This is a genomic window from Aliarcobacter lanthieri (assembly GCF_013201625.1).
GTDB lineage: Bacteria > Campylobacterota > Campylobacteria > Campylobacterales > Arcobacteraceae > Aliarcobacter > Aliarcobacter lanthieri.
The window spans coordinates 880,969-906,451 of the sequence record NZ_CP053839.1; the positions used below are offsets into that span (position 1 = coordinate 880,969).

General features: G+C 25.8%; 23 protein-coding genes. 11 read left to right on the plus strand and 12 right to left on the minus strand.

Going from position 1 to position 25,483, the window contains the following annotated elements; translation table 11 throughout:
• Positions 1-110: 110 nt before the first annotated feature.
• Positions 111-1,280 carry an acyltransferase family protein gene (locus ALANTH_RS04395; RefSeq protein ID WP_228133199.1) on the plus strand — a complete coding sequence of 390 codons (1,170 nt, stop codon included), beginning with the start codon at positions 111-113 and terminating at the stop codon, positions 1,278-1,280.
• A gap of 20 nt (positions 1,281-1,300) precedes the next feature.
• Here the strand turns inward: ALANTH_RS04395 and ALANTH_RS04400 are convergent, their stop codons facing one another.
• Positions 1,301-2,287, minus strand: coding sequence for a hypothetical protein (locus tag ALANTH_RS04400; protein WP_026807973.1), 987 nt, complete (start codon positions 2,285-2,287; stop codon positions 1,301-1,303).
• Positions 2,288-2,295: 8 nt separating this feature from the next.
• Positions 2,296-3,678 (minus strand): MBOAT family O-acyltransferase, encoded by a 1,383-nt coding sequence (locus tag ALANTH_RS04405; RefSeq protein WP_026807972.1) that lies wholly within the window; start codon positions 3,676-3,678, stop codon positions 2,296-2,298.
• Positions 3,679-3,767: 89 nt separating this feature from the next.
• Here ALANTH_RS04405 and ALANTH_RS04410 point away from each other — a divergent pair, with 89 nt between their 5' ends.
• The 4 genes from ALANTH_RS04410 (at position 3,768) to ALANTH_RS04425 (ending at position 9,210) form a co-directional block, all read left to right on the plus strand.
• Positions 3,768-4,676, plus strand: coding sequence for a class I SAM-dependent methyltransferase (locus ALANTH_RS04410; protein ID WP_029888355.1), 909 nt, complete (start codon positions 3,768-3,770; stop codon positions 4,674-4,676).
• A 32-nt stretch (positions 4,677-4,708) separates the two neighbouring features.
• Positions 4,709-6,334: a cation:proton antiporter gene (locus ALANTH_RS04415; RefSeq protein ID WP_026803648.1), complete on the plus strand. Its 1,626-nt coding sequence runs from the start codon at positions 4,709-4,711 to the stop codon at positions 6,332-6,334.
• Positions 6,335-6,353: 19 nt separating this feature from the next.
• Entirely contained in the window at positions 6,354-7,073 is a 720-nt protein-coding gene (locus ALANTH_RS04420; RefSeq protein WP_026803649.1) for a hypothetical protein, read from the plus strand.
• A 151-nt stretch (positions 7,074-7,224) separates the two neighbouring features.
• Entirely contained in the window at positions 7,225-9,210 is a 1,986-nt protein-coding gene (locus tag ALANTH_RS04425; RefSeq protein WP_026807970.1) for a BCCT family transporter, read from the plus strand.
• A gap of 18 nt (positions 9,211-9,228) precedes the next feature.
• On the opposite strand, the gene ALANTH_RS04430 is transcribed toward ALANTH_RS04425, so the two are convergent.
• The 5 genes from ALANTH_RS04430 to ALANTH_RS04450 form a co-directional block, all read right to left on the minus strand.
• Positions 9,229-10,110: a VIT1/CCC1 transporter family protein gene (locus ALANTH_RS04430; protein ID WP_026803651.1), complete on the minus strand. Its 882-nt coding sequence runs from the start codon at positions 10,108-10,110 to the stop codon at positions 9,229-9,231.
• Positions 10,111-10,314: 204 nt separating this feature from the next.
• Positions 10,315-12,678: a TonB-dependent siderophore receptor gene (locus ALANTH_RS04435; protein WP_026807969.1), complete on the minus strand. Its 2,364-nt coding sequence runs from the start codon at positions 12,676-12,678 to the stop codon at positions 10,315-10,317.
• Positions 12,679-12,786: 108 nt separating this feature from the next.
• Positions 12,787-13,629 carry a FecR family protein gene (locus ALANTH_RS04440; RefSeq protein ID WP_026803653.1) on the minus strand — a complete coding sequence of 281 codons (843 nt, stop codon included), beginning with the start codon at positions 13,627-13,629 and terminating at the stop codon, positions 12,787-12,789.
• Entirely contained in the window at positions 13,629-14,102 is a 474-nt protein-coding gene (locus tag ALANTH_RS04445) for an RNA polymerase sigma factor (protein WP_026807968.1), read from the minus strand. Before ALANTH_RS04445 ends, ALANTH_RS04440 begins: the two co-directional genes overlap by 1 nt.
• A 24-nt stretch (positions 14,103-14,126) precedes the next feature.
• Entirely contained in the window at positions 14,127-16,652 is a 2,526-nt protein-coding gene (locus ALANTH_RS04450; RefSeq protein WP_026807967.1) for a glycosyltransferase family 2 protein, read from the minus strand.
• Between the two features lie 85 nt (positions 16,653-16,737).
• On the opposite strand from ALANTH_RS04450, the gene ALANTH_RS04455 reads away from it, so the two are divergent.
• The 5 genes from ALANTH_RS04455 to ALANTH_RS04475 all read left to right on the plus strand — a co-directional run bounded on the left by ALANTH_RS04455 (position 16,738) and on the right by ALANTH_RS04475 (position 19,432).
• Complete coding sequence (locus ALANTH_RS04455) at positions 16,738-17,139, plus strand: disulfide oxidoreductase (protein WP_026807966.1); 402 nt, start codon at positions 16,738-16,740, stop codon at positions 17,137-17,139.
• A 56-nt stretch (positions 17,140-17,195) separates the two neighbouring features.
• The gene (locus ALANTH_RS04460; RefSeq protein WP_026803657.1) at positions 17,196-17,849 is read left to right on the plus strand and encodes a DsbA family protein; all 654 of its coding nucleotides are present in this window, start codon (positions 17,196-17,198) and stop codon (positions 17,847-17,849) included.
• Positions 17,849-18,139, plus strand: coding sequence for a hypothetical protein (locus ALANTH_RS04465; protein ID WP_026803658.1), 291 nt, complete (start codon positions 17,849-17,851; stop codon positions 18,137-18,139). Before ALANTH_RS04460 ends, ALANTH_RS04465 begins: the two co-directional genes overlap by 1 nt.
• The gene (locus ALANTH_RS04470; protein WP_026803659.1) at positions 18,136-18,705 is read left to right on the plus strand and encodes a TlpA family protein disulfide reductase; all 570 of its coding nucleotides are present in this window, start codon (positions 18,136-18,138) and stop codon (positions 18,703-18,705) included. Before ALANTH_RS04465 ends, ALANTH_RS04470 begins: the two co-directional genes overlap by 4 nt.
• 148 nt (positions 18,706-18,853) lie before the next feature.
• Positions 18,854-19,432 carry an NUDIX domain-containing protein gene (locus ALANTH_RS04475; protein WP_026807965.1) on the plus strand — a complete coding sequence of 193 codons (579 nt, stop codon included), beginning with the start codon at positions 18,854-18,856 and terminating at the stop codon, positions 19,430-19,432.
• Here ALANTH_RS04475 and ALANTH_RS04480 read toward each other — a convergent pair whose 3' ends face one another.
• From ALANTH_RS04480 to ALANTH_RS04500, 5 genes are all read right to left on the minus strand, one after another.
• Positions 19,433-20,062, minus strand: coding sequence for an HAD family hydrolase (locus tag ALANTH_RS04480; RefSeq protein WP_026807964.1), 630 nt, complete (start codon positions 20,060-20,062; stop codon positions 19,433-19,435).
• A gap of 173 nt (positions 20,063-20,235) precedes the next feature.
• Positions 20,236-20,799: an LOG family protein gene (locus ALANTH_RS04485; protein WP_026803662.1), complete on the minus strand. Its 564-nt coding sequence runs from the start codon at positions 20,797-20,799 to the stop codon at positions 20,236-20,238.
• Positions 20,799-23,282 carry an efflux RND transporter permease subunit gene (locus ALANTH_RS04490; RefSeq protein WP_026807963.1) on the minus strand — a complete coding sequence of 828 codons (2,484 nt, stop codon included), beginning with the start codon at positions 23,280-23,282 and terminating at the stop codon, positions 20,799-20,801. The genes ALANTH_RS04485 and ALANTH_RS04490 overlap by 1 nt, the downstream gene beginning before the upstream one ends.
• 5 nt (positions 23,283-23,287) lie before the next feature.
• Positions 23,288-23,866, minus strand: coding sequence for a Tgt2/MlaC family protein (locus ALANTH_RS04495; RefSeq protein ID WP_228133197.1), 579 nt, complete (start codon positions 23,864-23,866; stop codon positions 23,288-23,290).
• 4 nt (positions 23,867-23,870) lie between these two features.
• The gene (locus ALANTH_RS04500; RefSeq protein WP_026807961.1) at positions 23,871-24,614 is read right to left on the minus strand and encodes an MlaA family lipoprotein; all 744 of its coding nucleotides are present in this window, start codon (positions 24,612-24,614) and stop codon (positions 23,871-23,873) included.
• A 149-nt stretch (positions 24,615-24,763) separates the two neighbouring features.
• On the opposite strand from ALANTH_RS04500, the gene ALANTH_RS04505 reads away from it, so the two are divergent.
• Positions 24,764-25,474, plus strand: a complete 711-nt coding sequence (locus ALANTH_RS04505; protein ID WP_026803666.1) for a YebC/PmpR family DNA-binding transcriptional regulator — start codon at positions 24,764-24,766, stop codon at positions 25,472-25,474.
• Positions 25,475-25,483: the final 9 nt, after the last annotated feature.

Here is a 25,483-nt window from a genome sequence, read left to right on the forward strand (position 1 = left end):
TGCTTCTTTTTAGATAAATGTATAAAAATTTATTTACTTTCTATTAATTAAATTTTAGATAAAATCGCCCCAAACTTAAATAGTTTAAATTTAAATATTAGGGGTGTTTATTGAGTATAGGTCCTATTACACTAACAAATGATGTTGTTGCTCTAACAGGTGTTCAGTTATCTACTTATGTTGTTATTGCTGCAATAATTTTAGTTTTATTTACAACATTAAAAGAATCAAACCATAATGATGTTTTTCCAATATCTGTTACAAATGAGTTAAAAGGTTTAGGTATTTTAACTGTTGTTTTTGCACACTTTGCATATATGAAAGTTACAAATAGTGAGTTTTTATTCCCACTTTCAATTATTGCTGGTGTTGGAGTTGATTTATTTTTATTTATGTCTGGATTTGGGCTAACAGTTGGTATGTTAAAAAGACCAATGAAAGCTATTGATTTTTATAAAAAAAGAGTTATAAAAATATTTATTCCTTTCTGGATAGCTTTAATTATTATGTTTATTGCTGATGCTATTTTTATGGATAAAACTTATTCTATTGGATATGTAATAAAATCAATGCTTGGTTTTTTCCCTACTGCTGATGGATTTGGTGATGTAAACTCTCCATTTTGGTATATTACTTGGATGATAATGTTTTATCTTTTATATCCATTATTCTTTTTCAAAGATAGACCATGGTTAACAGCACTTATATTAGCTGTTATTGCAACAATTATTGGTACATTTAATATTTTTGATTTAGGAAGTAATTGGTTACATAGACTTCATACAGTAGCATTTTCTATGGGTATTGTTGCGGCTTGGCTTTTACAAGTAAAAGAAGGACAAGAGAATAAATTTGTAAATTTTGTAAAAAACTTTAGAGATAACTCAATTGATATGAGATATATCATTATGGCAATTATGTTTGTAATAGTATTTTATGTATCACAAAGAACAGGTGCAAACTCTTGGCCAGCTCTAAAATCAATTTTAGGACAAGGTTTCTTTGTAGAACAAATAATGTCAATAGTTATAATGATGGCATTTATTGTTATATTTGTACTTAAAAAAGTTGATAGTAAATTCTTAACAATGTATGGTGTTTATTCTTATGAAGTATATTTGATTCACTGGCCACTTATGGCAAAATATGATATCTTCTTTGTATATTTACCTGCTTGGGCTGCAGTTCTTGCTTGGTTAGTAACATTTATATTAGTAAGTATGTTATTACAAAGACTTGTAACACCAGTTAGTAAATTTGTAGATAAAATTGCAAAATAAAATTAGGGCTTTGCCCTAATTTATTCTATAAATATTCCAAAATCTTCTGGAATATCTATATCAAAATCTTCAAAAATCTTTGCAAAATATAAGCTTCCAAATTCTTGTTTAATATGAGATGAATCTATAAAATTATCATCATCTTCTGTTATACTATTATCTGTCATAAAATCCCAATAAGGGAATATTTGTGCTATTTCATTTTTCCATTTATCAAAGATATCAAGTTTATTTTCTTCTTCTATAAGTTTTAATTGAGAAGTATGAATCGCTGTAGTAAATACTTTTAGTTTTACATTATATTGATTACATAATTCAACCATTTTTTTGTAATAATCAAAGTTTTTTTCTCCTAAAACGTGAAAATCTTTATATACTTTTTTATAGTAATTTAGAGTTCCTTTCCACATATGTTCTTTATTATTGTTTTTTATAACTTTTTCTTGATGATATAAAGTTATAGCACCATTTTCATAAAATAAATTTCTATCATTATTTGGAATAACATATTTTAGATATTTGAATACAGGTACTTCTAAATAGTGTTTTACTTGGTAAAAAAAGTTAAATCCATGGTCAAAAATATCTTTATTAAAATCGCTTCCATTTTCTTTTAAATCATCATTAAAAGTATAAAAATTTAGTCCAATAATAACATTATGTATAGGTAAATTTTCTAAAGAATGTTTTAAAAAATAGTATTGCTCTTCTAAAGTTGCAAATTGTAAACCTAAATTATATACTTTGTCTTGAGTATATTTTTCTATATCTTTTGGATTTAAATAGTGAACTCTACTTCCACCTAAAAGAATTGTATTTGGTTTTAATTCATTCAATTCTACATATTTTTGTGTTCTATATGCTAAGGCTGTATCTTTTCTTAAACCTATATCAAATTTATTATTTATTCCCACTGGATCAATTATGTATCTGATAAATAAGCCAATTGAAAATAGAATAAAAGTAAATAAAATTGTTAAAAATATAAATCTTTGATGTTTTTTCATCTTTAGCCTTAAAATTGAAAATATAAAAATTCTTTTGCACTTGAAAAAGTAAAAAGAGAAGCAGATATTAGAATTGCTGTATATAAAGTATATTTTAAATTTGGTTTAAAATTTTCTGCAATTTGTGCACTATTTTTAAATCCTAAAGCTAAAATAAGCCCTAAAAGTATATAGAAACCTTGAAATGTTACATCGATATGATAGAGTTCACTAAATTTTAAATTTGTAAAATCAAAGAGAGTTTTTGTTACATACCAAGCATCATTAAAATCTTTTGCTACAAATAGAGTTCTTGTAACTATAAGTCCTACAAACATTAAAAACCAAGCTACATAGAAATTCATCTGTAAATTTGCTTTTTTCATCATATGTGCAAAAACTACAAAAAGACCATTTAATAATCCCCAAACTATAAAAGTCCAGCCAGCTCCATGCCAAAATCCAGATACAAAAAATGTAATCATAATATTTAAGTAGATAATCCAAATTACATTTTTATTCCCACCTAAACTTTTATATATATAATCTCCTAAAAATCTACTCAAAGTTATATGCCATCTTCTCCAGTAATCAGCAAAATTTCTTGCTTTATATGGGCTATTGAAGTTTTTTGGTAAGTCAATATTAAACATTTTTGCAATTCCTATTGCCATATCAGCATATCCAGAAAGGTCAAAATAGTATGATAGAACATAAGAAGTTGAAGCATACCAAGCTTCTATCATTGTTAGTTTTTGAGCATTATCAAAACCATATTGTGCATAATCTGTAAGAGGATCTCCAATTAAAGTTTTTTTTGCTAATCCTATTGCAAATATAAAAAGTCCTAAAGATATGTTTTCCCATTTTATATAACTTCGCCATTTTAGAGCAAATTGAGGCATCATCTCTTTATGATGAACTATTGGTCCCATTAAAAGTTGTGGAAAAAATGTAATAAAAAGTGAGTAATTTAAAAAACTAAACTCTTTTACTTCACCTCTATAATTATCAACTAAAAATGCAATTTGTTGAAAAGTAAAGTAACTAATTGCTAAAGGTAATGCTAAATGAAGTAAAGGAACATCTTTATTAAAAGCCCAGTTAAAATTTACTATAAAGAAATCAGCGTATTTAAAATATCCTAAAAGAGCAACATTACCTATTATTCCAAAAGTTAGCATAGATTTATTGGATTTTCTACCTAAAGATTTTCCTACATAAAAATTGAAAATCATACTTCCTAATATTAAAGGAAGATAAATAGGATTCCACCATGAGTAGAAAAATAAACTTGCAAATACAAGTATTGTTTTACTTAAAGTTATTAATTTTAGAGAATTTAAATAAAAATATAAAATTAAAGTTAATGGTAAAAATATCAATAAAAATTCATATGAATTAAAAAGCACTGCTAAACCTTTTTTAAATGTGAAAAAATCGTGGAAATTTATATAATAATCGTGTAATGATTGTAAAAAAATTGTGTATAATTCGCCTTATGAATGAAATAGAGTTAAAAAATATAATTTTAGATAATTTAAAAAATAAAAATCAAGAGATAAAAAGAGTTTTTCATGGAAGAGGGAATTTTTATAAAGATTTTTCTTATCTAACAGTTGATAGTTTAAATGATACTCTTTTTGCCATTTTTTTTGAAAGTAGTCAAAAAGAGAATAGTCTTATCTTAATTTTAGAAGATATCGCAAATACTTGTAATTTTTCAAATTTTGTAGTACAAAGAAGATATAAAGATGATGATTTTTATGAAGTGATTTTTGGTGAAGTTCCAGATAACTTTATTGCTATTGAAAATGGTTTAAAATATAACATAAATTTCAAAAATAGAAATATTGGATTATTCTTTGATATGAAAAGAGGAAGAGAGTATATAAAATCTATATCAAAAGGTAAAAGTGTATTAAATCTTTTTTCATATACTTGTGCTTTTAGTGTTTCAGCAATATATGGTGATGCTTTAAAAGTTGTAAATGTAGATATGTCAAAACCAAGTTTAAGTATAGGAAGAGAAAATCATAGAATAAACAATCTTGATACAAAAATAGTAAAGTTTTTACCATATAATATACTAAAATCTATATCAACAATAAAAAAAGATGCTCCTTTTGATATAGTAATTATTGATCCACCATCTTTTCAAAAAAACTCTTTTGTAGCTTCAAAAGATTATGAAAAGATTATAAAAAAACTAGATTTACTTACAAAAGAAGGTTCTATTGTACTTGCTTGTTTAAATGATCCATTTTTGAGTAGTGATTTTTTAATAGATATATTTAAAAAATATGCTACAAATTTTGAGTTTTTAGAAAAATTAGACAACTCTTTAGAATTTGTAACAAATAATGAGGAAAATTCTTTAAAAAATTTAATTTTTTTAAAAAAATATTGATATAATCCCACAATCTTATATAAAGAATTATCATGGACCACTTCTTAATGACTCTGTTTTTAGCTATTTTTTTAGCTACAGTTTTAAATATTATATTAAAAAGATTCGGGATATCTCAAATTATTGGGTATATTTTAACTGGAATTATTTTATCTTATGGTTTTCATTTTAAGGGTGCAAATATGGACTCTCTTGATACGATATCAGAGTTTGGTATTGTATTTTTGATGTTTACTATTGGACTTGAAATAAGTATTGATAAAATAAAAAAGATGAAAGAAATATTACTTTTAAATGGTTTCTTACAAGTAGCAATAAGTGCAATTTTAATATTTGTAGTAGCATATTTTGTTTTTCATTTAAGTACAGAAGTATCTTTAATAGTTTCATTGGCTTTTTCATTATCATCAACAGCTATTGTTTTACCATATTTAAAACAGTCCAAAGATATTTATACACCATATGGTGAAAGAAGTACAGCAATATTGATTTTTCAAGATTTAGCAGTAATACCAATCTTACTTTTAATATCATTTTTAACAAATGATACTTTATCAATTTCAGAAGTTTTATTAAAAACGGCTATTAGTGCAGCTGTAATCTTATTTTTTATGTTTATTTTTGGTAAAAAAATCATTACTTGGTTACTTAGATTTTCAGCAGATACTAGATTAGAAGAGCTTTTTATAGGTGCAGTTTTATCAATAGTTATAGGGGCATCTCTTTTAGCTGAATATTTAGGATTTACATATTCATTAGGAGCTTTTTTAGCTGGAATGATAATAGCTGATACAAAATTTAAAATAAAAGTTGAATCAGATATTGTAAATTTAAAAGATTTACTTTTAGGAACATTCTTTTTTACAGTTGGAGTAAAGATAGATATAATATATTTTTTACAAAATATACATATTGTAATAGGGCTATTTCTACTTGTAATGCTATTAAAAGCACTAGCTGTATATATAATTATAAGAAGAAAATCAGATAAAAATACAGCTATTAAAACTGCTATTGCTCTATGTCAAGTAGGAGAGTTCTCATTTGCTATTTTTACTTTAGCTTCAAATCAAGGAGTAATGCCATATGAAACAGCAAACTTTTTAGTATTGATTTCTGTAATGTCAATGATTCTTACACCATTTTTCTTAAATAATATATATAAAATATCTGGTGCATTAGCAACAGATTTATATGAATCAGATAATATTGAACCTATAGAAGCTAGAAATCATATTATAGTTTGTGGGTTTTCTATTTTAGGAAGAGTTGTAGCAAAAGATTTAGAAGATAGAAATATGAATTTTGTGATTGTTTCAAATGATTTACGACAAGTACAATTAGCTACAAAACTTGGATATAGAGCTTATTTTGGTAATTTAGAAAAAGAGTCAGTTTTAGAAGCTTTGAGAGTTGAAAAAACTTCTAGTATTATTATGACTATAAATGAAACATATGATAAAATACTTATTTGTGATGCTTTATTAAAATATTATCCAGATGCAAATATTATTTTAAAATATGAATCTTTAGATGAAAAACATTTATTGGCGGATTTAAAAATAAAAAAATTTGTACATGCCTATGCTGAGATAGGAAAATTATTAGTTGAAGAAGCTACAAATAGTTGTGATATAAAACATTATAAATATGATTGAAAAGGCTTTATATTAAACTATGAAAAAGATATTTTTACTATTTCTACCAGTTATATTTTTATATGCAAATAGTATAGAAAAAGAAGTTATAAGTTCAGATACTATTGTAATAACACCAACTAAATCAAAAGACCCATTTGAATTTATTCCTAAAGGATATGTCTTATATGATAAATTAGTAGGTGACTTAAATAAAGATGGTTTGGAAGATATTGTCCTTATAATAAAAGGAACAGATGAAAATAATATGATAGAAGTTGATCATGTTGGAGTAGTTGATAGAAATAGAAGAGGGATTATTATTGCTTTAAATAAAAAAGATTATTATGAAGTTGTTATAAGTAATTATGATTGTTTTTCTTCTGAAAATGAAGATGGAGGAGTATATTTCCCTCCAGATTTATGTATATATATTGACAAAGGAAATTTATTTATAGATTATGGACATGGTAGATATGGTTATTGGAGCTATATATTTAGATATAAAAATTCTAATTTTGAATTAATAGGTTATGATAGTAGCAACAATAATGGACCAATTGTAAATGAGATTACAAGTGTAAATTTTTTAACTAGAAAGTTAAAATCCTTAAAAAATATAAATAAAGATGAAGATAAATATGCTGAAGAAATATTTAAAGAGAGTTGGAAAAATATTAAAAAAGAAAGGCTTAAAAAATTATCAGAAATTACAGATTTTGATAGCCTCATAGTAAATTTATATACTATTGTTGAATAAATAATATATAACTTCATAAAATTTTTATATTTTGTAAACAGTCGATGAAATAGAGTGCTTATATAGAAATAAGAACTCCTTATTGGCTCTTGTAAATAAACATTAAGACAAGCTTTGTTATTTTAGAACTCACTTTATGAAAAGGAGAACTATGAAATCAACAGTTTTAAAACCTGTTTTTATACCTGCTGTCGTCTTTATTACATTATTAGTTGTATTTACTTTTATCAATCCTAGCTTATCCAAGGATATTTTTAGTACCACCAAAAGCTTTATAGCTGATAAATTTGGTTGGCTTTATATGTTAAGTGTTGCTATTTTTACTATTTTTGCTCTTTTTTTAGCTTTTTCACCTTTTGGTAAATTTAAATTAGGTCCTGATCAATCAAAACCTTCTTATTCTGATTTCTCTTGGTTTTCTATGCTTTTTTCTGCTGGAATGGGTATTGGAATAATGTTCTGGGGAGTTGCTGAACCTATTGTTCATTATGCAAATCCACCCGTTGGGGAACAAAGTATTCAATCTGCCAAAGATGCTATGGGAATAGTATTTTTTCACTGGGGTTTAAATGCTTGGGCAATATATGCAATAGTTGGTTTGGTTCTAGCATATTTTTCATTTAGGCATGGTCTTCCTTTAACTATTCGTTCTGCACTTTATCCATTAATTGGGGATAAAATATATGGAAAAATAGGTCATAGTGTTGATACTATTGCAGTTTTAGGTACAATATTTGGTGTTGCTACAACTTTAGGATTTGGAGTTTTACAAATAAATTCTGGATTAAACTATGTTTTTGGTATAGAAGTTGGGATAAATACTCAAATTATTTTAATTGTTCTTATTTGTGCAATAGCTTTAGCTTCAGTTGTATCTGGACTTGATAGTGGAATAAAGAAATTATCAATTTTAAATGTATATTTAGCTGGATTTTTACTTTTATTTGTATTTATTGCTGGACCAACATTTTATCTTTTAAATGCGTTTGTTCAAAATATTGGAACATATTTATCTGAAGTTGTACAAAAAACTTTTAATTTATATACATATGAAGAAAAAGCATCTTGGATGAGTTCTTGGACACTTTTTTATTGGGCTTGGTGGATATCTTGGGCGCCATTTGTAGGAATGTTTATAGCTAGAGTTTCAAGAGGAAGAACAATAAGAGAGTTTATTGTAGGAGTTTTATTTTTACCAGCTGGATTTACTTTTTTATGGATGACTGTTTTTGGAAATAGTGCTTTATATTCTATTTTAAATGAAGGATATAGTACTTTAGTAACAGCTGTTTCAAGTGATGTTTCTATAGCACTTTTTAAATTCTTAGAGCATTATCCTTTCTCAACGATAACATCAATTTTTGCAATAGTTTTAGTAGCAATATTTTTTGTTACATCTTCAGATAGTGGGTCACTTGTAGTTGATACAATATCTAGTGGAGGAAAAATAAATAATCCAGTTTGGCAAAGAGTATTTTGGGCAATTTCACAAGGAGTTGTAGCTATTGCTATGCTTGTTGCTGGTGGGCTTGAAGCTTTACAATCAGCTGCTATTGTAGTTGCTTTACCTTTTGCTTTAGTAATGCTAATTGCTTGTTGGGGAGTTTATAAAGCATTGCATTTAGAACTTATTAGGAGTGAAAGCTTAAAACATCATATGAATGCTGGAAGGCATGGAAAAATAAGTGGAACATGGAGTTCAAGGCTTAGTAGAATTATAGAATTCCCAAAGGTTTCTGAAACAAGAAGATTTATAAATGAAGATGTAATAGAAGCTATGAATACAGTTGAAACAGAACTAGAAAAACACTCTTGGATAGTTGAAGTTTCAAATGATAAAGAAAAAGCTATTTCAAGATTAAGAGTTGAACACTCAAATGACTTTGATTTTATATATGAAGTTCGAGCAAGAAATTATGATACTCCTAGTTATGCTTATCCAGAAAGTGTAAATCCTACAAAAGAACAGAAAAAATATGCAAGAGCAGAAGTATTCTTACAAGATGGAAATAAGGCTTATGATATTTATGGATATGATGTAGATGCTATAATTACAGATATTATAGATCAATTTGAAAAACATAGACACTTTTTAAATAACACTTCAAGTTTAAATCCTGTTGTGCCTGTGGATTAAAAGAGAGTTAACTCTCTTTTAAATATCTATTCCAAAGTAGTGTTTTACTAAATATCCAATCAAAAATGAGATAATAGCAACACCAAAAGTAATTGCTGACATTTGTAAAACTCTTTTTGTAAAACTCAAATCTTTTGCAACACTTATATAAAAGTTGTATAAAACTATTGCTAAAAAAGCACAAATAAACATTAAAATAATTGATTCCATAATTGAGTCAAATATAAAAAATGGTGCTACTAAAATAGCTGTTGTCAAAATATATGAAACACCAGTATAAAGTGAATAAGTCAAAGGTTTTATAAGTTCATTTGGATTTTCTTTTGCTTCAAGATATGCTGATCCTGCCATCGATAAAGAAGCTGCTATACCCATAATAAGTCCAGTAAGTCCAACAACAATACTTCTATCAAAAGCAAGTGCTATACCACTTAATGTTCCTGTTAATTCAACTAAAGCATCATTCATTCCTAAAACTATTGCTCCTGCATAAACAAGTTTTTTATCATGTAACATATCAATGAGTGCAAATTCATGTTCTGTTTCTTGTTGATAAATTATTTTTGATTCAGGATATATTTCAAAAAGTTCTTTGTAAAATTCTTCTGCTCCGGCTTCTCTTTTTTCTAAAAATTTTAGAGTAAATGAAGTTCCAAGTATTTTTACTAAAAATATATAAAATAAAATAATCAAAGATTGAGGTTTTAATTGTCTTTTTGTGATATTTACCCAGAAATCATAGTGAGTTTTTTCTTCTTTTGCTATTTTTTCAAATACCTTTTTGTTTTTTTCATCTTTTTGCTGAAGAGCTAAAGCTTTGTATATTGTATAGTCATTTATCTCATTTTGTTGTTGTCGTAATGCTTTTTTTAACTTGACTTTATCTGATAAAATATCCATAATATTTCCTTTTAAGTTTGGTTTTAAATTTTACTACAAAAAATCTTTACTTATAACTTTAAAAGATACTTTATTGTTTCAAAAGATGGAATTGTTTTATGAATGTATAGTAATTAAAAATTATATATTATAAAGTAAAATTAAAATAAGAGTTATATTGTTTTTTAAGATATAAAGAGAGAAGCTTCTCTTTATATATCTGTATTAAAACTCCATTTTCATAGAAAAAGCAACTGCTCTTGGGTCACCAATCATATTATTTCTTGTCCAATAAACTTTATCAGTTAAATTTTGTACATTTAGATTAAATGTTGTTGGATATTTATCTAACTTTGTTTTATATCTAAATCCAGCATCATATAAAGTATAACTTGGAATTACATCTATATTTGTTCTATCTCCATAGCTCTTACCTGTATAATATGCTCCAGCAGATATTGATAAACCTTTTATTTGAGATATATTATATTCTGCATATAATTTTGCCATTTTAGAAGCTGAATTGATTGGTTTTTTACCTTCTAATGATTTATCATCAACTTTTTCTAAACTTAAATCCATTAAAGTTCCACCTGCAATAATTGTCAAATCATTTGTAATTTTTCCAGTTACTCCAAGTTCAATTCCTTGATGTATTTCTTCTCCATCTTGAGTTAAAGTTAATTTTGGAGTTGTATCTTTTTCATATTCATTTGCTCTTTCTATTCGAAATATTGAACCATTTAGTAGAATATTTTCATTTAATTTATATTTTGCTCCAATCTCATATTGTTTACTTTTATATGGATTTAAAATTTCACCTTCATTTTTGTAATAACTTCCAACAATTGTTCCCTCTTCTAAACTCTCTATATATGTAGCATAAGTTGTTAAATTTTCAAAAGGTTTATAAATTAAAGATAAAGTTGGAGTCAATTTTGACTCATCATATTTTTTATTATTAGAATAAGTCTTACTTATAACTGTTGCATAATTTCCTCCAACCAAAGCACTCCATTGCTCATTAAAAGTTATATCATCTCCAATTAAAATATTTTTATATTCAGATTTAGTAGAAGGTTTTAATGATTTTGTTCCTATTGTACCAAAAGTACTCCAATCAGGCTCTGATAAATTTTTCATATTATTTAAAGAGATATTTCCATCAAATCTATAAAAAAATCCTTCATCTTCTCTTTTTAGATGTTTTCTTGTATTCATAGAATAACCTAAAGTTAAATTATGATTTATATTTAAAGTATCAAAATTTGAATCTAAATATATATTTCCTCCATAATTTTCTGTTTCTTGCCAAGCTCCTTTCCAAATATAAGTATCCCAACTCGATAGGCTAGATATAACAGTTTTATCTACAATACTAGCATTAATATCACTTCCTCTTGATTTTGTTTTTTCATACATTAAATTAGTTCTTAAAGTAAAAGTATCATTAATATTCCATTTTGTATTATTTTCTACTTTATTTAATTTTAATTCATCTTGTATCCAATCAGGACTAAAACTTTTATTTTTATCTATAGCTTTACGGTCTGATACACTTCTAAAATAAAAATTTCCACCTTTTTCTAAAGAATTTTTATAAGAATATTTTATATCAGTATAAAAATTATCTGTTGGTTTCCAATCAAATACTAAGCTAATTGCTTTTTGTTCAGTATCAGTTTTAGAAGGTAGTTTTCCATTTTGATATAAAGCATTTACTCTATATCCAAAAGTATTATTTTCATCAAATTGTCCACCTAAATCTAAGTGAGTATAGTATGATTCATTTCCATAACTTCCAATAGTAATATTTCTTAAATCTTCTGTTGTTGGCTTTTTAGTTATATAGTTTATTGCTCCTCCTACTCTTCCTCCACCATATAAGAACCCAGTTGCACCATTTATAATTTCTACTCTTTCTATATCTTGCATCATTGGTACACTTGCCCATTTAGTTGCATATGAAATACCATTAATAATTGGATTATTTACTTCAAATCCACGAATAGTTACCCATTGTGCATCTCCTAATCCAGTAAGAGATTGTCCTGTTTCTTGAGTAGTTGGATTCATTTTAAATATTTGATTCATATCTTTTGCTTGAACATTTTCTATAAGTTCTTGAGGTATTACACTCATAGAGTAAGGTGTATCTTGTAAACTTCTTTTACCCCAAAGCCCAACACCTGTTATATTATCAGTTAAATATCCAGCTTCAGCACTTCCACTTTTAAAAGAATTTCCAGAAACTGAAACTTCATCTAGTATATAAGTTCCATTTATTACTTTTACAGAAGATAATTTTTTTATAACTATAGTGTTATTTTGTATAGTTGCTTCTATGTCTGTGCCTTCAAATATTAATCTTAAAGCTTCTTCTAGATTATCAATATTTTCTATTGTATTTGTAGTTATACCTTTTAAAATATTTTTATCTACTATAAAAGGTACTTTAGAAATCTCTGATATCTTTTCAATAGCCTTTACTGCATCATTTGTATTTACTGTAAAAGAAGCAGAATATAGATTTGTAGCTAAAAGTAGTGCCAAACTAGGTGCTATTAATGATTTCTTTAATAGTCGCATTTTTTCTCCTCGTTTTTTCTAAGTTTAATTGTGAGAATTACTCTCTACTAAAAGAAGACGAAAAAGTTTACTATCTCTGACATTAAATTTTGAAATTTGTTAAATATATTATTTTATAACAATAGTATTGTTTTCTTTAACAACTTTAATAGGGTGTATTACAGGTAAAACTTTTAGAAAATCATCAAAATGTTTTACATCAAAAGTTCCACTTATTTGATATCTTTTTGCTCTTTCTTTTTCAAAAGTTATTTGTAAATCTAGATATTTTGAAAATTCATAGAAAACATCATTTAGATTTGTTTGATTAAAACTTACTTTTCCTTCACTCCATTGTAACATCTGATTTATATTCTCATATTTTTGACTTATTTTATTTGTATTTTGGTCAAATTTTAGAGATTGTCCTTTTGTAACAAGGGCTAATTGTATATCATATCCTTCAGCTCTTAAAACTTTTACACTCCCCTCTAAAACATTTACTTGAAGTTCATTTTGATTATTTACAACTTCAAATTTTGTACCTACAACTTCAATATTTATTTTATTTGTATGTATTATAAAAGGTTGTTCTTTATTTGAAGTTACATCAAATATTGCTTTTCCATTTGATAAATCAACAACTCTTTTACTTTTATAATATTTTACTTCTATAGATGTATTTGAATCTAATGATATCTTAGAGTTATCAGGAAGTATGATGTTATTTTGTATTTTAGTTAAAGTTTGGTATTTTTGAGAATAGTTTGGAAACTCTATAAAAATTGATACATATAATGCTACTAAAATACATGCAGCTGCTAGTGGTGAAAATACTTTTAAAAATCTTTTTCTTTTATTTATTTTTAGTCTATTTTGTTTTACTTCATTTTTTAGTTCATCTAAAAAATCTTTTGGTAAAGCTTTGATTTGATTTATTAATTCTTCATCTTGGATACTTCTGTTTGACATTAGTATTCCTCTTTTCTTTTTAGTTTTTCTTTTAATTCAATCTTTGCTCTTGATATATGTTTTTCTACTGCTTGAACTGAGATACCCATAGTTTCTGCTATTTCTTCTTTTGTATAGTCTTCTAAAGCATAAAGGACGAAAGCTTCTTTCATCTTTGGTGGAAGCTTTTTTAACTCATTCATCAATATTTTTTGGTTATCTTGTTCTATTACTAAATCTTCAGGTGTTAAAGCAGGGGTAATTATATAGTTTTCATTAAATTCAATTTCTGATAAGTCTTTATTCTTTCTTGCCATATCTATAATAACATTTTTAGCTACTTTGTATAATAAAGCTCTAGAATTTTCTATTTTTTGAGTATTTTGCATAGCTATTGCTTTTGTATAAGTTTCTTGTAAAATATCTTGTGCATAATCTTTATTTGATATTTTATTTTTTATGTAAAGATGTAGTTCCTTATAGTGTTCTAACATAAGCCTTCTTTTGTCAGAAATCTTTTAAGATTTCTGATTTTTTATTGAATATAACTCTAAAATTCTCATAATGATTGCTGAAATATAAGGAATAGTTTGTATAAATATAGTTGCAGCAAAAACATAAATTTCTATAATCCCAGTATTATTTGTATATATTAAAGATACAAATGCTGTTGTAAGTAAAATTGCTAAAATCATCTCATATTTAATAGGACTTGATCCTTTTTTAGCTTTTCCACCTTTTTGTGTTCTTTTAAATGGTAACCCATCTTTTATAAACCCATCAAATACGGCTTTAAATATTATTAATTGTAAACTCATAGAAGCAATAGAACTTAAGAAAATATCTTTAAACCGTGCTTTTACTTTTGTTCTATATAAGATAAATGTATGTAGAATATTTACTATAAATGCTGTAATTATAGGAATAGTCAATGGAATAGTAGGTATTGTAACTCCTACAAAAATTATAACTGGAACCCAGATTATATTCATAATTGCCATAATTGGTCCCATAGCATCACTTAACCAGAAAAACCAACCAGCAACAAATTTGTTTTTTTGAGCAGGAGTTAGTTTTTTTGAACTAGGTTTAAATTCTCTCCAGTGTTTTTTAAGAATTTGTATAGCTCCATAAGCCCATCTATGTCTTTGTGTTTTAAAAGCTTCAACTGTATCAGGAAGTAATCCATAACCATATCTTCTATTTGTATAGTGAGCTATATATCCAGCTTCAAAAAGTCTAAGACCTAGTTCACTATCTTCAACTATTGTATCAGTTCCCCAACCTCCAACTTCCATCATGGCATTAAGTCTTACCATAACCATTGTACCATGGACAACTATCGCATTTTCTTCATTTCTATCAACCATACCAATATCAAAGAAACCTGCATATTCAGCGTTCATAGCAGCTTTTATCACACTTTCATCACCATCTCTATGATCTTGTGGTGCTTGAACAATAGCAACTTTTGGATCATCAAAAAGTGGAACTAAATCAATAAGCCATGAAGGTTCTATCTTGTAATCAGCATCAATTACAGCTACAATCTCAGCATTTTTATCTGTATATTCTAAAGCAGTATTTAAAGCTCCTGCTTTAAATCCTGTACAAGTAATATCTAGATATTTGAATTTTTCTCCTAATCTTGCACATAATTCTTTTATTGGAGCTTTATAATAATCTTCTGGAGTATTATTTATGATAACTAAAACTTCATAGTTTGGATATGTTAGTTTTGAAAGACTTTCCAGAGTTTCAGCTAAAACATGTGGCTCTTCTTTGTATGCTGGAACATGTATAGATACTAAAGGTGCATTTTGTGATTTTAAATCCAATGGTATAAGTCTTGAGGGAGGAACACCAAGAGAACTTCTAAATAGTTCATTTGCTTTTGCTAAAGTTATAATTACAAGAGGAATCATCAAAAATGTTCCCATACCCCACATAACCCACATACCAAAATTCATATAATTTACAAATGGATAAATGGCAGCCATAACTATACCAAATGCCATACCTTGTGCAGCAATAGCATAGGCAAAAGCATGGCTAATATTTACTCTTTGATTTTTTAGTCCAAAAATAGTTAATAATGCTCCAATCATAATAGCAGCAATCATTTGATATAACCAATATTGATTTAACTCAACTTCACCAGCTAATTGGAATTTTAATGCACGATTAGTAGTAAATATTCCCCAATATTGACCTACATTTCCTTCATCATAACCTTTCCATGGTTGGTCAAATGCTTCGATAATATTATAATGCCAAGCTTTTTCATGTGCAAGGTTTACAAACCCACGAATAGCTTGTGCTTGATTTTTTATACTTGGAACAGCACTATTATTATTGTATCCATGACTTGGCCAACCAGTTTCCCCAATAACTATTTTTCTATTTGGAAATAATTGTTCAACAATAGTATATTTTTCAACTATAAATTCATTATATCTATCTATTGGAACTTTTTCCCAATAAGGTAAAATGTGAATAGTTAAAAAATCAACATGAGAAGCCAATTCAGGATGTTTTTCCCATTGATCCCAAGTCTCTGCCGTTGTTATAGGTTTTTGTGTTAAACTTTTCATAAAATCTATATAAGCATATAATTCTAAAGGTTCTATATCTTTTCTTAAAAGTACCTCGTTTCCTACTATTACAGAATCTATTCTATTTGGATACTCTTGTAAAATTTGTAGTGCTCTTTGTATTTCAAGATTATTTTCTTGAAAATCTTTTCCTATCCAAAGCCCTAAATCAATTGGTAGGTTTGAATCTTTACTAGATTCTAAAATTTTATAAGCTTCTAAAGTTCCATAAGTTCTTAATTTATTTGTAAAATTTGCTAGCATATTTACATCATAATTAATCTGTTCGCTAGATAATAGTTTTTTATCATACCCTTCAAAAGGTGAGTAAGATAAAGATTCAATCTTTTCAAATGAGCTTTCATTTAGTGTTACTAAATTGTCTCTTGACAACCAAAAAAAGACTTGAAAAAGTCCAGCCATTATAAGACCTAAGATAATATATCTCAAAAAAAATCCTTCTACAAAATATGATGGGAATATTAACATTATTTTGTTACAATAAAACTTATTAGAATTTTAATAAGGATTTATTTTGAATTTTATTTTTTTAGCATTTTTAACTTCTTTAGTTGCAACTTTAGGGAGTTTATTTTTTTCAGAAATTATGCATTTTGTACCTTGTAGTTTGTGTTGGTATCAAAGAATTTTTATGTATCCTTTAGTTTTTATTTTTTTAATAAACCTTTTATATCCTGATAAAAATGTGTTTAAATATAGTTTTCCTCTAGTATTTATTGGTATTACAATAGCAATTTATCATAATCTACTTGTTGTTGGAATAATTCCTGAAACATTATCTCCATGTGTGAGTGGAGTTCCTTGTAGTGTCGATTATCTAAATTATTTTGGATTTATAACTATTCCATTATTATCTTTTGTTGCATTTTTTATAATCTTTATTCTTTTAGTTGCCTATAAAAAAAGGGTTTCTTAATCGTTTGTTATCTTTTTTTCGTTAGAGTTTCGGAAAAATTTGAAAAGGAAATTTGAATGCAAAATAAAAAATTGGTCTTTGGTTCTTTGTTAGCTATTATAGTGCTTTTTGTAGGGTTTACATTTTTTTATCAAAATGAGCAAAAAAGTGAGCAAATAGCAACTACTGGTGATATAAATGAAGTACTTTTAAGAGATTACTCTTTTAAAATGGGAGATAATGCAAAAAATATAAGTGTTGTTGAATTTTTAGATCCAGAGTGTGAGTCTTGTGCTATTTATAGTCAAGTAGTAAAAAAACTTTATAGAGAATACTATAAAGATATTCAAATTGTTGTAAAATATTTGGATAACCATAAAAATTCAAGATTAACTATACAAATGCTTGAAGCTGCAAGAGTTCAAGGAAAATATGAAGATGTTTTAAATATGATGTTTGAAAAGCATCCATTATGGGCTTCTCATTATTCAAGTGTAGATAAACCAGAACTATTATGGCAATTTTTAAAAGAGATACCATCTTTAGATATTGAAAAACTAAAAGAAGATATGAAAAATCCTAAAATTGATGAAATTATAGCTCAAGATAGAAAAGATGCAGAATCTTTGGGTGTTAGAGGAACACCTACACTTTATGTAAATGGAGTTTTATTAGAAAAATTATCTGATAAAGCACTTTTTGATTTAGTTGAAAAAGAGATTTATAAATAATGGAAGTTATAGCTACTTTAATATTAACTGCTATTTTAATTATTTTATTTATATATTTTAATAGCAAGAATATAGTAAGAAAAACTCAATCTAAATTAAATATAATCAATCAATATAAAAATGCTCTTTTAAAAGTTTTAGAAGAGCATAAAGATGATAAAGATTTACAAACAAAAAATAAAATTGAGTTTTTAAAAAAAGTTAATCAAGAATTATCTATGAATATATTTTTTGAAAGACATGAAGTACATATTGTTTTAGAAGAATTATCAAAAATGGAGTATAAATGAAAAAAGTAATTATTAGTGCTTTAGCTATTTTATCACTTTTATTTATTGGTTGTGATAGTAGCTCTAGTATAGATTCAAAAGCATTAGCAAAAAAGAAAATTGAAGAAGATAATAAAGAGTTTATATCTCAATCTTTTGTTTTATTAACAACAGATGAAAAATTTATTAGTTTTAAAAGTACGGAAAGTGGATTGGATTTTGATGAGTTTAAAGGAAATAAAGCTGTAATAATAGATGTTTTTGCAACTTGGTGTCCTCCTTGTATAGAATCTATTCCTAAACTTAGAGAAATAAAAGAGAAATATAAAGATGATTTAGAAATTGTTTCTGTTTTATTTCAAGATGAAAAAACAGTTGAAGAGATAAAAGAATTTATAAAAGAGTATCAAATAAATTATCCTATTACTATGGGTGAAGAAAATGATAAACTTGCACAAGAGTTAAATGTAAGAAAAATTCCAGAAATGTTTTTATTTTCAAAAGATGGAAAATTTATACATAAATTTATAGGTAATGCTCCAAAAGAAGAACTTGAAAAATATATAAAATTTGCTATTGAGAACTAATTTTAGTTCTCAATAAAAAATCTCCCAGTAAAAAATCTATTAAATTATAAAATTTAGTTATTTTATTAATTAAAGTATATTATGGCATAATCTTCAAAAATTATTTTTATGTTACAAAATACGTAATATAAGATGAAATGACTATATAATGAGATGTGTTCTAGGTATAATAACTGATGGTAAAAAAATATTATTGTTGAGAAAAAATAATCCAGATTGGCAAAGAGGATTATATAATGGTATTGGTGGAAAAATAGATATAGATTCAACTCCTATTGATACTATAATTAAAATTTCTAAAGAAGAAATTGGATTAGATATTTTAAATTGGAATGAATTAGAAACTATCATTCTAGATAATGGAATAGAATTAACATATTTATTATCACTTGTAGATGAAGAACAGATAAAAAAAGCTAAAAGTTTAACTGATGAAAGATTAGAAATCTTTAATATAGATAAACTACCAAGAAATATAATAAAAGATTTTAAAGAACAATTAAATAAAGTATTTTTTAAAGTTGAAGAAAAGAATAATAAAATTAAGAAAATATTTATATCTACATTAGTTATTGTACTTTTTCTAGTATCATCTTTAATGGTAATAGGGAAAGTTACAAAAGGAAATTTTTTATATTATCTAACAAAAGAGAAAGCTGAAGAAGATATGGATAAAAAGATTCAATTTAAAAAAGGTTTTACAGAACGTATTTTTGGAACAATGTAATTATAATATATCTCTTAATTCTTCTAAACTATTTATAAAATATTTTGCTTTTGAAAAATCTTGTGATACTGTAAATTCATTTTTTACAACAATGCAATCTATATTTGCATTAAAAGCTGATGTTAATCCTCTTTGTGAATCTTCAACTACAAAACATTCATAATCTTTTGCAACAAATTTTTCTAAGCCTTTTAAATATGGTTCTGGATTTGGTTTTGCTTTAGTATAATCTTCTACACAAAGAACAAAATCCATAAAATCAACTATTCCTCTATTATTATGAATTAACTCAAAATCAACTCTTCTTGAAGTTGTAACTATTGCCATTTGATATTTTTTTGATAAATCTTTTAAAATATTTTTTACATTTGGTATTGATATATCTTTTGTTTGTAAAAACTCTTGATAAAAACTATCTCTTAACCTTCTATGTTTTTCTATAATACTTGCATCAATATTGTGAAGTTGTGCTAATTCAAAAGCACTTCCACCCTTTATCATAATATTTTGATAAAAATCCATTTCAAGATTTAAACCTAAAAGAGCAAGAGCTTTTTTATTTGCTTCAAAGTACCATTTTTCTGTTTCTACTAAAACACCATCATTATCAAAAAGTATATATTTTTTCATTGAATTTCCATAAATTTTAGGTATAAAAAAAGGAAGCTTCCAAGAGCTTCCTTTCTTTATTATAGGAGGAGAAAAAAAGTTAAATATATTAACTTATGAAAGAATTATAATCTTATCTAATTAACCCTTCCTAAATAAAATATTAATAAAAAGTAAATACGATAAAATATATCTTATTTTTCCCATTTAGCCTTTGGAGCTTTATAATTTAAAATCTTTTCTAATAAATCATCTATATTATCACTAACTATTAACATATCAACATGTTCTTGTTTTATAAATCCTTCAGTTGCACAATTTTGTAAAAATTCTAATAATTTATCATAGTAACCATTTATATTATAAAATGCACATGGTTTTGTATGGTAACCAATTTGTGCTGATGATATTACATCAAATATTTCATCAAATGTTCCATATCCACCTGGAAGAGCTATAAAGCCATCGCTTAATTCTTCCATTTTTGCTTTTCTTTGATTTATTGTTTCAACTTTATAGATAGTTGATAATTTTTCATTTTCTAACTCTTTTGATGCTAAATCAAAAGTTATGACTCCAATAACTTGATTATTTAGTCTTAAAGATTCATTTGAAATTATTCCCATAATTCCTTGTTTACTTCCACCATAAACAATATTAATATTATTCTTGGCTAGTTTTCTTGCAAGGTTTATAGCTTCTTCTTCATAGATATCGCTATTTCCAAATGCAGAACCACAATAAATTGCTAAATTCATTATTTTTTCTCCTTTTTAGTATATGGTTTTAACATTAATAACATCTTTGGTAAAAGTAGTAAATCAGCTATTAAAACGCTTATCATTACAACTCCTGTTAAAAGTCCAAAGTATATTGTAGGAATAAGATTTGAAAGCATTAAAATCGAAAAACCTATTACTATAACAATTGTTGTATAGTACATAGCATGTCCTATCCCTTCATGAGCTCTTTTTATTGCATTCATATAATTGTGATCAAATTTATATTCAACTTCAAATCTATGAATAAAATGTATAGTATCGTCAACAGCAATTCCTAAAGCAATTGCTGCAATTGTAATAGTCATAATATCAAGTGGAATTCCAAGCCAACCCATAATTCCAAAAACTAAAGATATTGGTATTAAATTTGAAACTATTGCTATAAAAACAACTTTTGATGATCTAAATATTAAAAAGAACATAATTGATAAAACAAGTAATGAGGCTCCAAAAGTAGATGCTTGTGATTCAAAAAGAGATTGTAGCATATTGTTGTATAACACCATAAGATTTGATAATCTATATGTTGTATCTTTATTTGTAATAATCTCTTGTAAATCATGATCTATTTTTTTTAATAAATCATCTCTTCTTAAATTTGGGTTTGAATCTATAACTCTCATTGTAATTCTTGCTTCATTTGCATCTATATTTACATAAGGAGATAAGATTAGTTGTTTATATTCTTCTGGAAGTTGATTATAAATTAAAGCTAGAGTTATACCATCTAAATCTTGATTGTGATTAAGAGTTTTACCTATTTTTAGTAATGTTGCTAAAGATTGTACTTTTCCTATTTCTGGGATTGTTTCTAAATAGTCATGAATAGCCATAATAGTTTGCATTTTATCTTGTGAGAACCAATATTGTTTATCATCTTTTGATAAAACAAATTCATTTTCAAAGTCATCAAAATCGTCGTTTTCTTTAGTTACTGTAATTTGTTTTATTTCATCATCTTTAAATTTTATAATAACGTCAAGAGGAGTAGTTCCTCCTAGATTTTCATCTATTACTATCATCCCTTGATAAATTTCTGTTGATTTTTTAAAGTAATTTATAAAACTATTTTCAACAAAAAGTTTTGAAGCTCCAAATACAGAAAAAATAACTGTTATAACACTTACAACTATTATAGTTTTTCCATTGTTTTCAACTATTTTTGAACATTTATTTATAAATGAGAATTTTCTATCAGATTTATCAAATTCATCTTTTTTTCCAATTAGTATTAAAATAATTGGAAATAAAATAAATGAAATAATTAAAGATATAATTATTCCTAAGCTCATCATAAGCCCAAGATTTATGACTGGTTCAATGTTTGATAAGACCAGAGAACCAAATCCTACAACAGTTGTTATAATAGCTAAAAAACAAGGCATTAACTTTGATAAAACAGTGTTTATTACAAGTTTATATTGATTTGCTTTTTTATACTTAAAAAATAGCTCTCTATATCTTTCTATTAAGTGAATAACTATTGACATAGTAATTATTAATTGAAGTGCTACAAAGTTTGAAGATATTACAGTAACTTCCCAATCAAAAAAACCTAAAACTCCTCCAGTTGATATAATAGAGATAAAACATATTAAAATTGGAATAAATACCCATCTTATTCTTCTAAAAATATACCAAAGAATAAAAATAAAGATAATGATAAGACTTAAACCATAAATCAATAAATCATTTTTTACAAAACCTATAGCATCAGAAGCTATCATATTTACTCCACCAAGGAAAATATTAGCTTCATCTTCATAATTTTTTATAATTTCTCTTATCTCTTCAATATTTTTTTTATCACTGTATCTTAATATATCTCTATATTTTTTAAATTCAATGATAGTTTTTTCAAGCTCTTTTTCTTCAATTTTAGTAATACTTCCATTTTTTTGTTTTTCTAAAAGAGTATTTCTTTTATCCAAAAAATCAAAATATTCAGTATTCTCTTTTAAATTTAAAATAATAGCTGTTGTTTTAAAATCATCACTTACAAGTGCATTCTTATATAATGGAGAAGTTAAAAATTCATTTCTTACAAGTTCTTTATCGAAATCTCCTGTTTGCATATTATCTACACCTGCAACTAAATCTGAAATAGGGCGAATTGGAGATTGTAAAAGAGGGACAGTTAAGATTGAATCAACTTTTGTTATATTTTCAACTTTAGAAAAATCATCTGATATATTTTTAATTACTTCTAAAGATTTTTCACTTAAAAGATACTCTTTTGGAGAAAAAGTTACTATTAAAAAATTTGAATTTTCATATTTTTTATAAACTTCTCTAAAAAACTTTAAATCTTCGTCATCTTCAAGTAATAATGTTTCTGCACTTGCATCTATTTGTACTTTTGTAGAATAGTATCCTAAAGTACAAATAAATGAAGCTACTAGTAGTAAAACTAAAAAAGGATACCTAAAAATAAAGGTATCATATATTTTTTTAACCATATCTATTATTGATTTTTAAACTGTTCGAACATATCATTAAAAGATTTCTCTTTTAATAATCCTGCAAACTGTTGCCTATATGTTTGAATAATACTTACACCAACTAAATCAATATCATAGATATACCATTCTCCATTTTTTTTATAGAAATTATAATTTACATCATAATTTCCTTCTTTTCCTAAAAGTTGAGTTTTTAATTGAAGACGAGTTTTATTATAAGGCTCTAAAGACAATATTTTTACTTGTTGATCATTATAAAGTTCTAATTTTTCACTATAAGATTTTTTTAATTTATCTTCAAAAACTTCTACAAATTCATCTTGTTGAACTTCATTTATACTTTCCCAAGCATCTTTACCTAAAGCTATTTTTGCCATAAGTTCAAAATCAAAAGCATCATCAACTATATTTATAATCTCTTTTTTCTTTTCTTCAAAGTTTATATCTTTATTTTTTAATACCACTAAAACACTATTTATTCTTTTTGTCATCTCTTCTTCTATTTCATCTTCTTTTAAAGCAAAAGCATTTGATGCAATAATAGCAATTAGAAATGTAATTTTAAAAAAATACCTTCTCATAATTCTACTCCTCTATCTCTTTAGTTCTTTTTTGCTTATAAATATCTCTTAAATATGGATATAAATCTAAAGCATCTTTTTTGATTGTTTCATAAAAATCTGGATGGAAAGAGTATTCATTTACTTTATATAAACTATCAATCGCAAATTCTTGGAGACTATTTTGTGGAATTTTGTAATCAAAAGTATTATGTCCTAATTGGCTAGTAGGTAATACAATTAAATCTCCAGTTAATCCAACCATATCTCTTAAATTAGAAGGTCCTAATAATGGTAGAACTACTGGAAAGCCATCTCCAATTCCCCATTTCCCTAATGTTTGTCCAAAATCTGCTCTATGAAGCTTCATACCAATAACATCTGTAGCAGGATCCATAAAACCAGCAATCCCCCAAATAGTATTTATAAAAAATCTTCCAACTTCCTCAGAAGCATTTTGAAACTTAAATTGTAAAATATTATTTAAAAATCTTACAGGAAACATTAAGTTTGTAAAAAAATTATTTATTCCTGTTCTTGCTGTTTTGGGCATAACTGTTGCGTAACCTTTTGAAACAGGAGCCAATACATAAGAATAAAATCCATCATTAAATGATGTCATAGCTCTATTATAAGCACTTAATGGATCAAAAACTTCTTCAGTTTTTGAAGAAAATTCTGAATCAAAATCATCAAAAGAGTCATTCTCTTGAGGCTCATTTGCAAAACATAACAGTGCAAAAAACATTATAAAAATTAGTTTTTTCATACTACATCCTTTAAAACAAAGCGATATTATATAGAAATTTAATAGAATATAACTTTAATAATATTTTTATACTTCCATTTAGTGATAAATAATTTTAAAAAAGATATAATAATATTAGATTTTAAAAAAATATAAATTTGGAGTAATTTATGGGTAGAGCCTTTGAATATAGAAAAGCAGCTAAAATGAAAAGATGGGGAAATATGTCAAGAATATTCCCTAAATTAGCAAGAGCAATAGAAGTAGCAGCAAAATCAGGAGTTCCAGATCCAGAAATGAATTCAGCTTTAAGAACAGCTATTTTAAATGCAAAAGCTGAAAATATGCCAAAAGCAAATATTGATGCGGCTATAAAAAGAGCAACAGGTAAAGATGCGGCAAACTTTAGTGAAGTAAACTTTGAAGGAAAAGGTCCTCATGGAGTTTTGATTTTTGTTGAAACAGCAACAGATAATAATACAAGAACAGTAGCAAATATAAAAATGTATTTTAATAAAACTAGTGGACAAGTAGTACCAACTGGCTCTTTAGAATTTTTCTTTGATAGAAAAGCTATTTTTGAGTTTAATAAACCAGAAAATTATGAACTTGAAGAGTTAGAACTAGAACTTATTGATGCTGGGCTTGAAGAACTTGAGGAAGAAGAAGGTTTATGTTTAGCTTATGCAAATTATACTGATTTTGGAAATATGAATAGTAAATTTGAAGAGTTAGGAATAGCTTTGACAAAAGCTGAATTAAAAAGAATTCCAAATAATCCACAAGAATTTACAGAAGAACAACAAGAAGATATAGGAAAATTAATAGAAAAGCTTGAAGATGATGATGATGTTCAAGCTGTTTATACAAATATAGCTTAAAGCTTATTA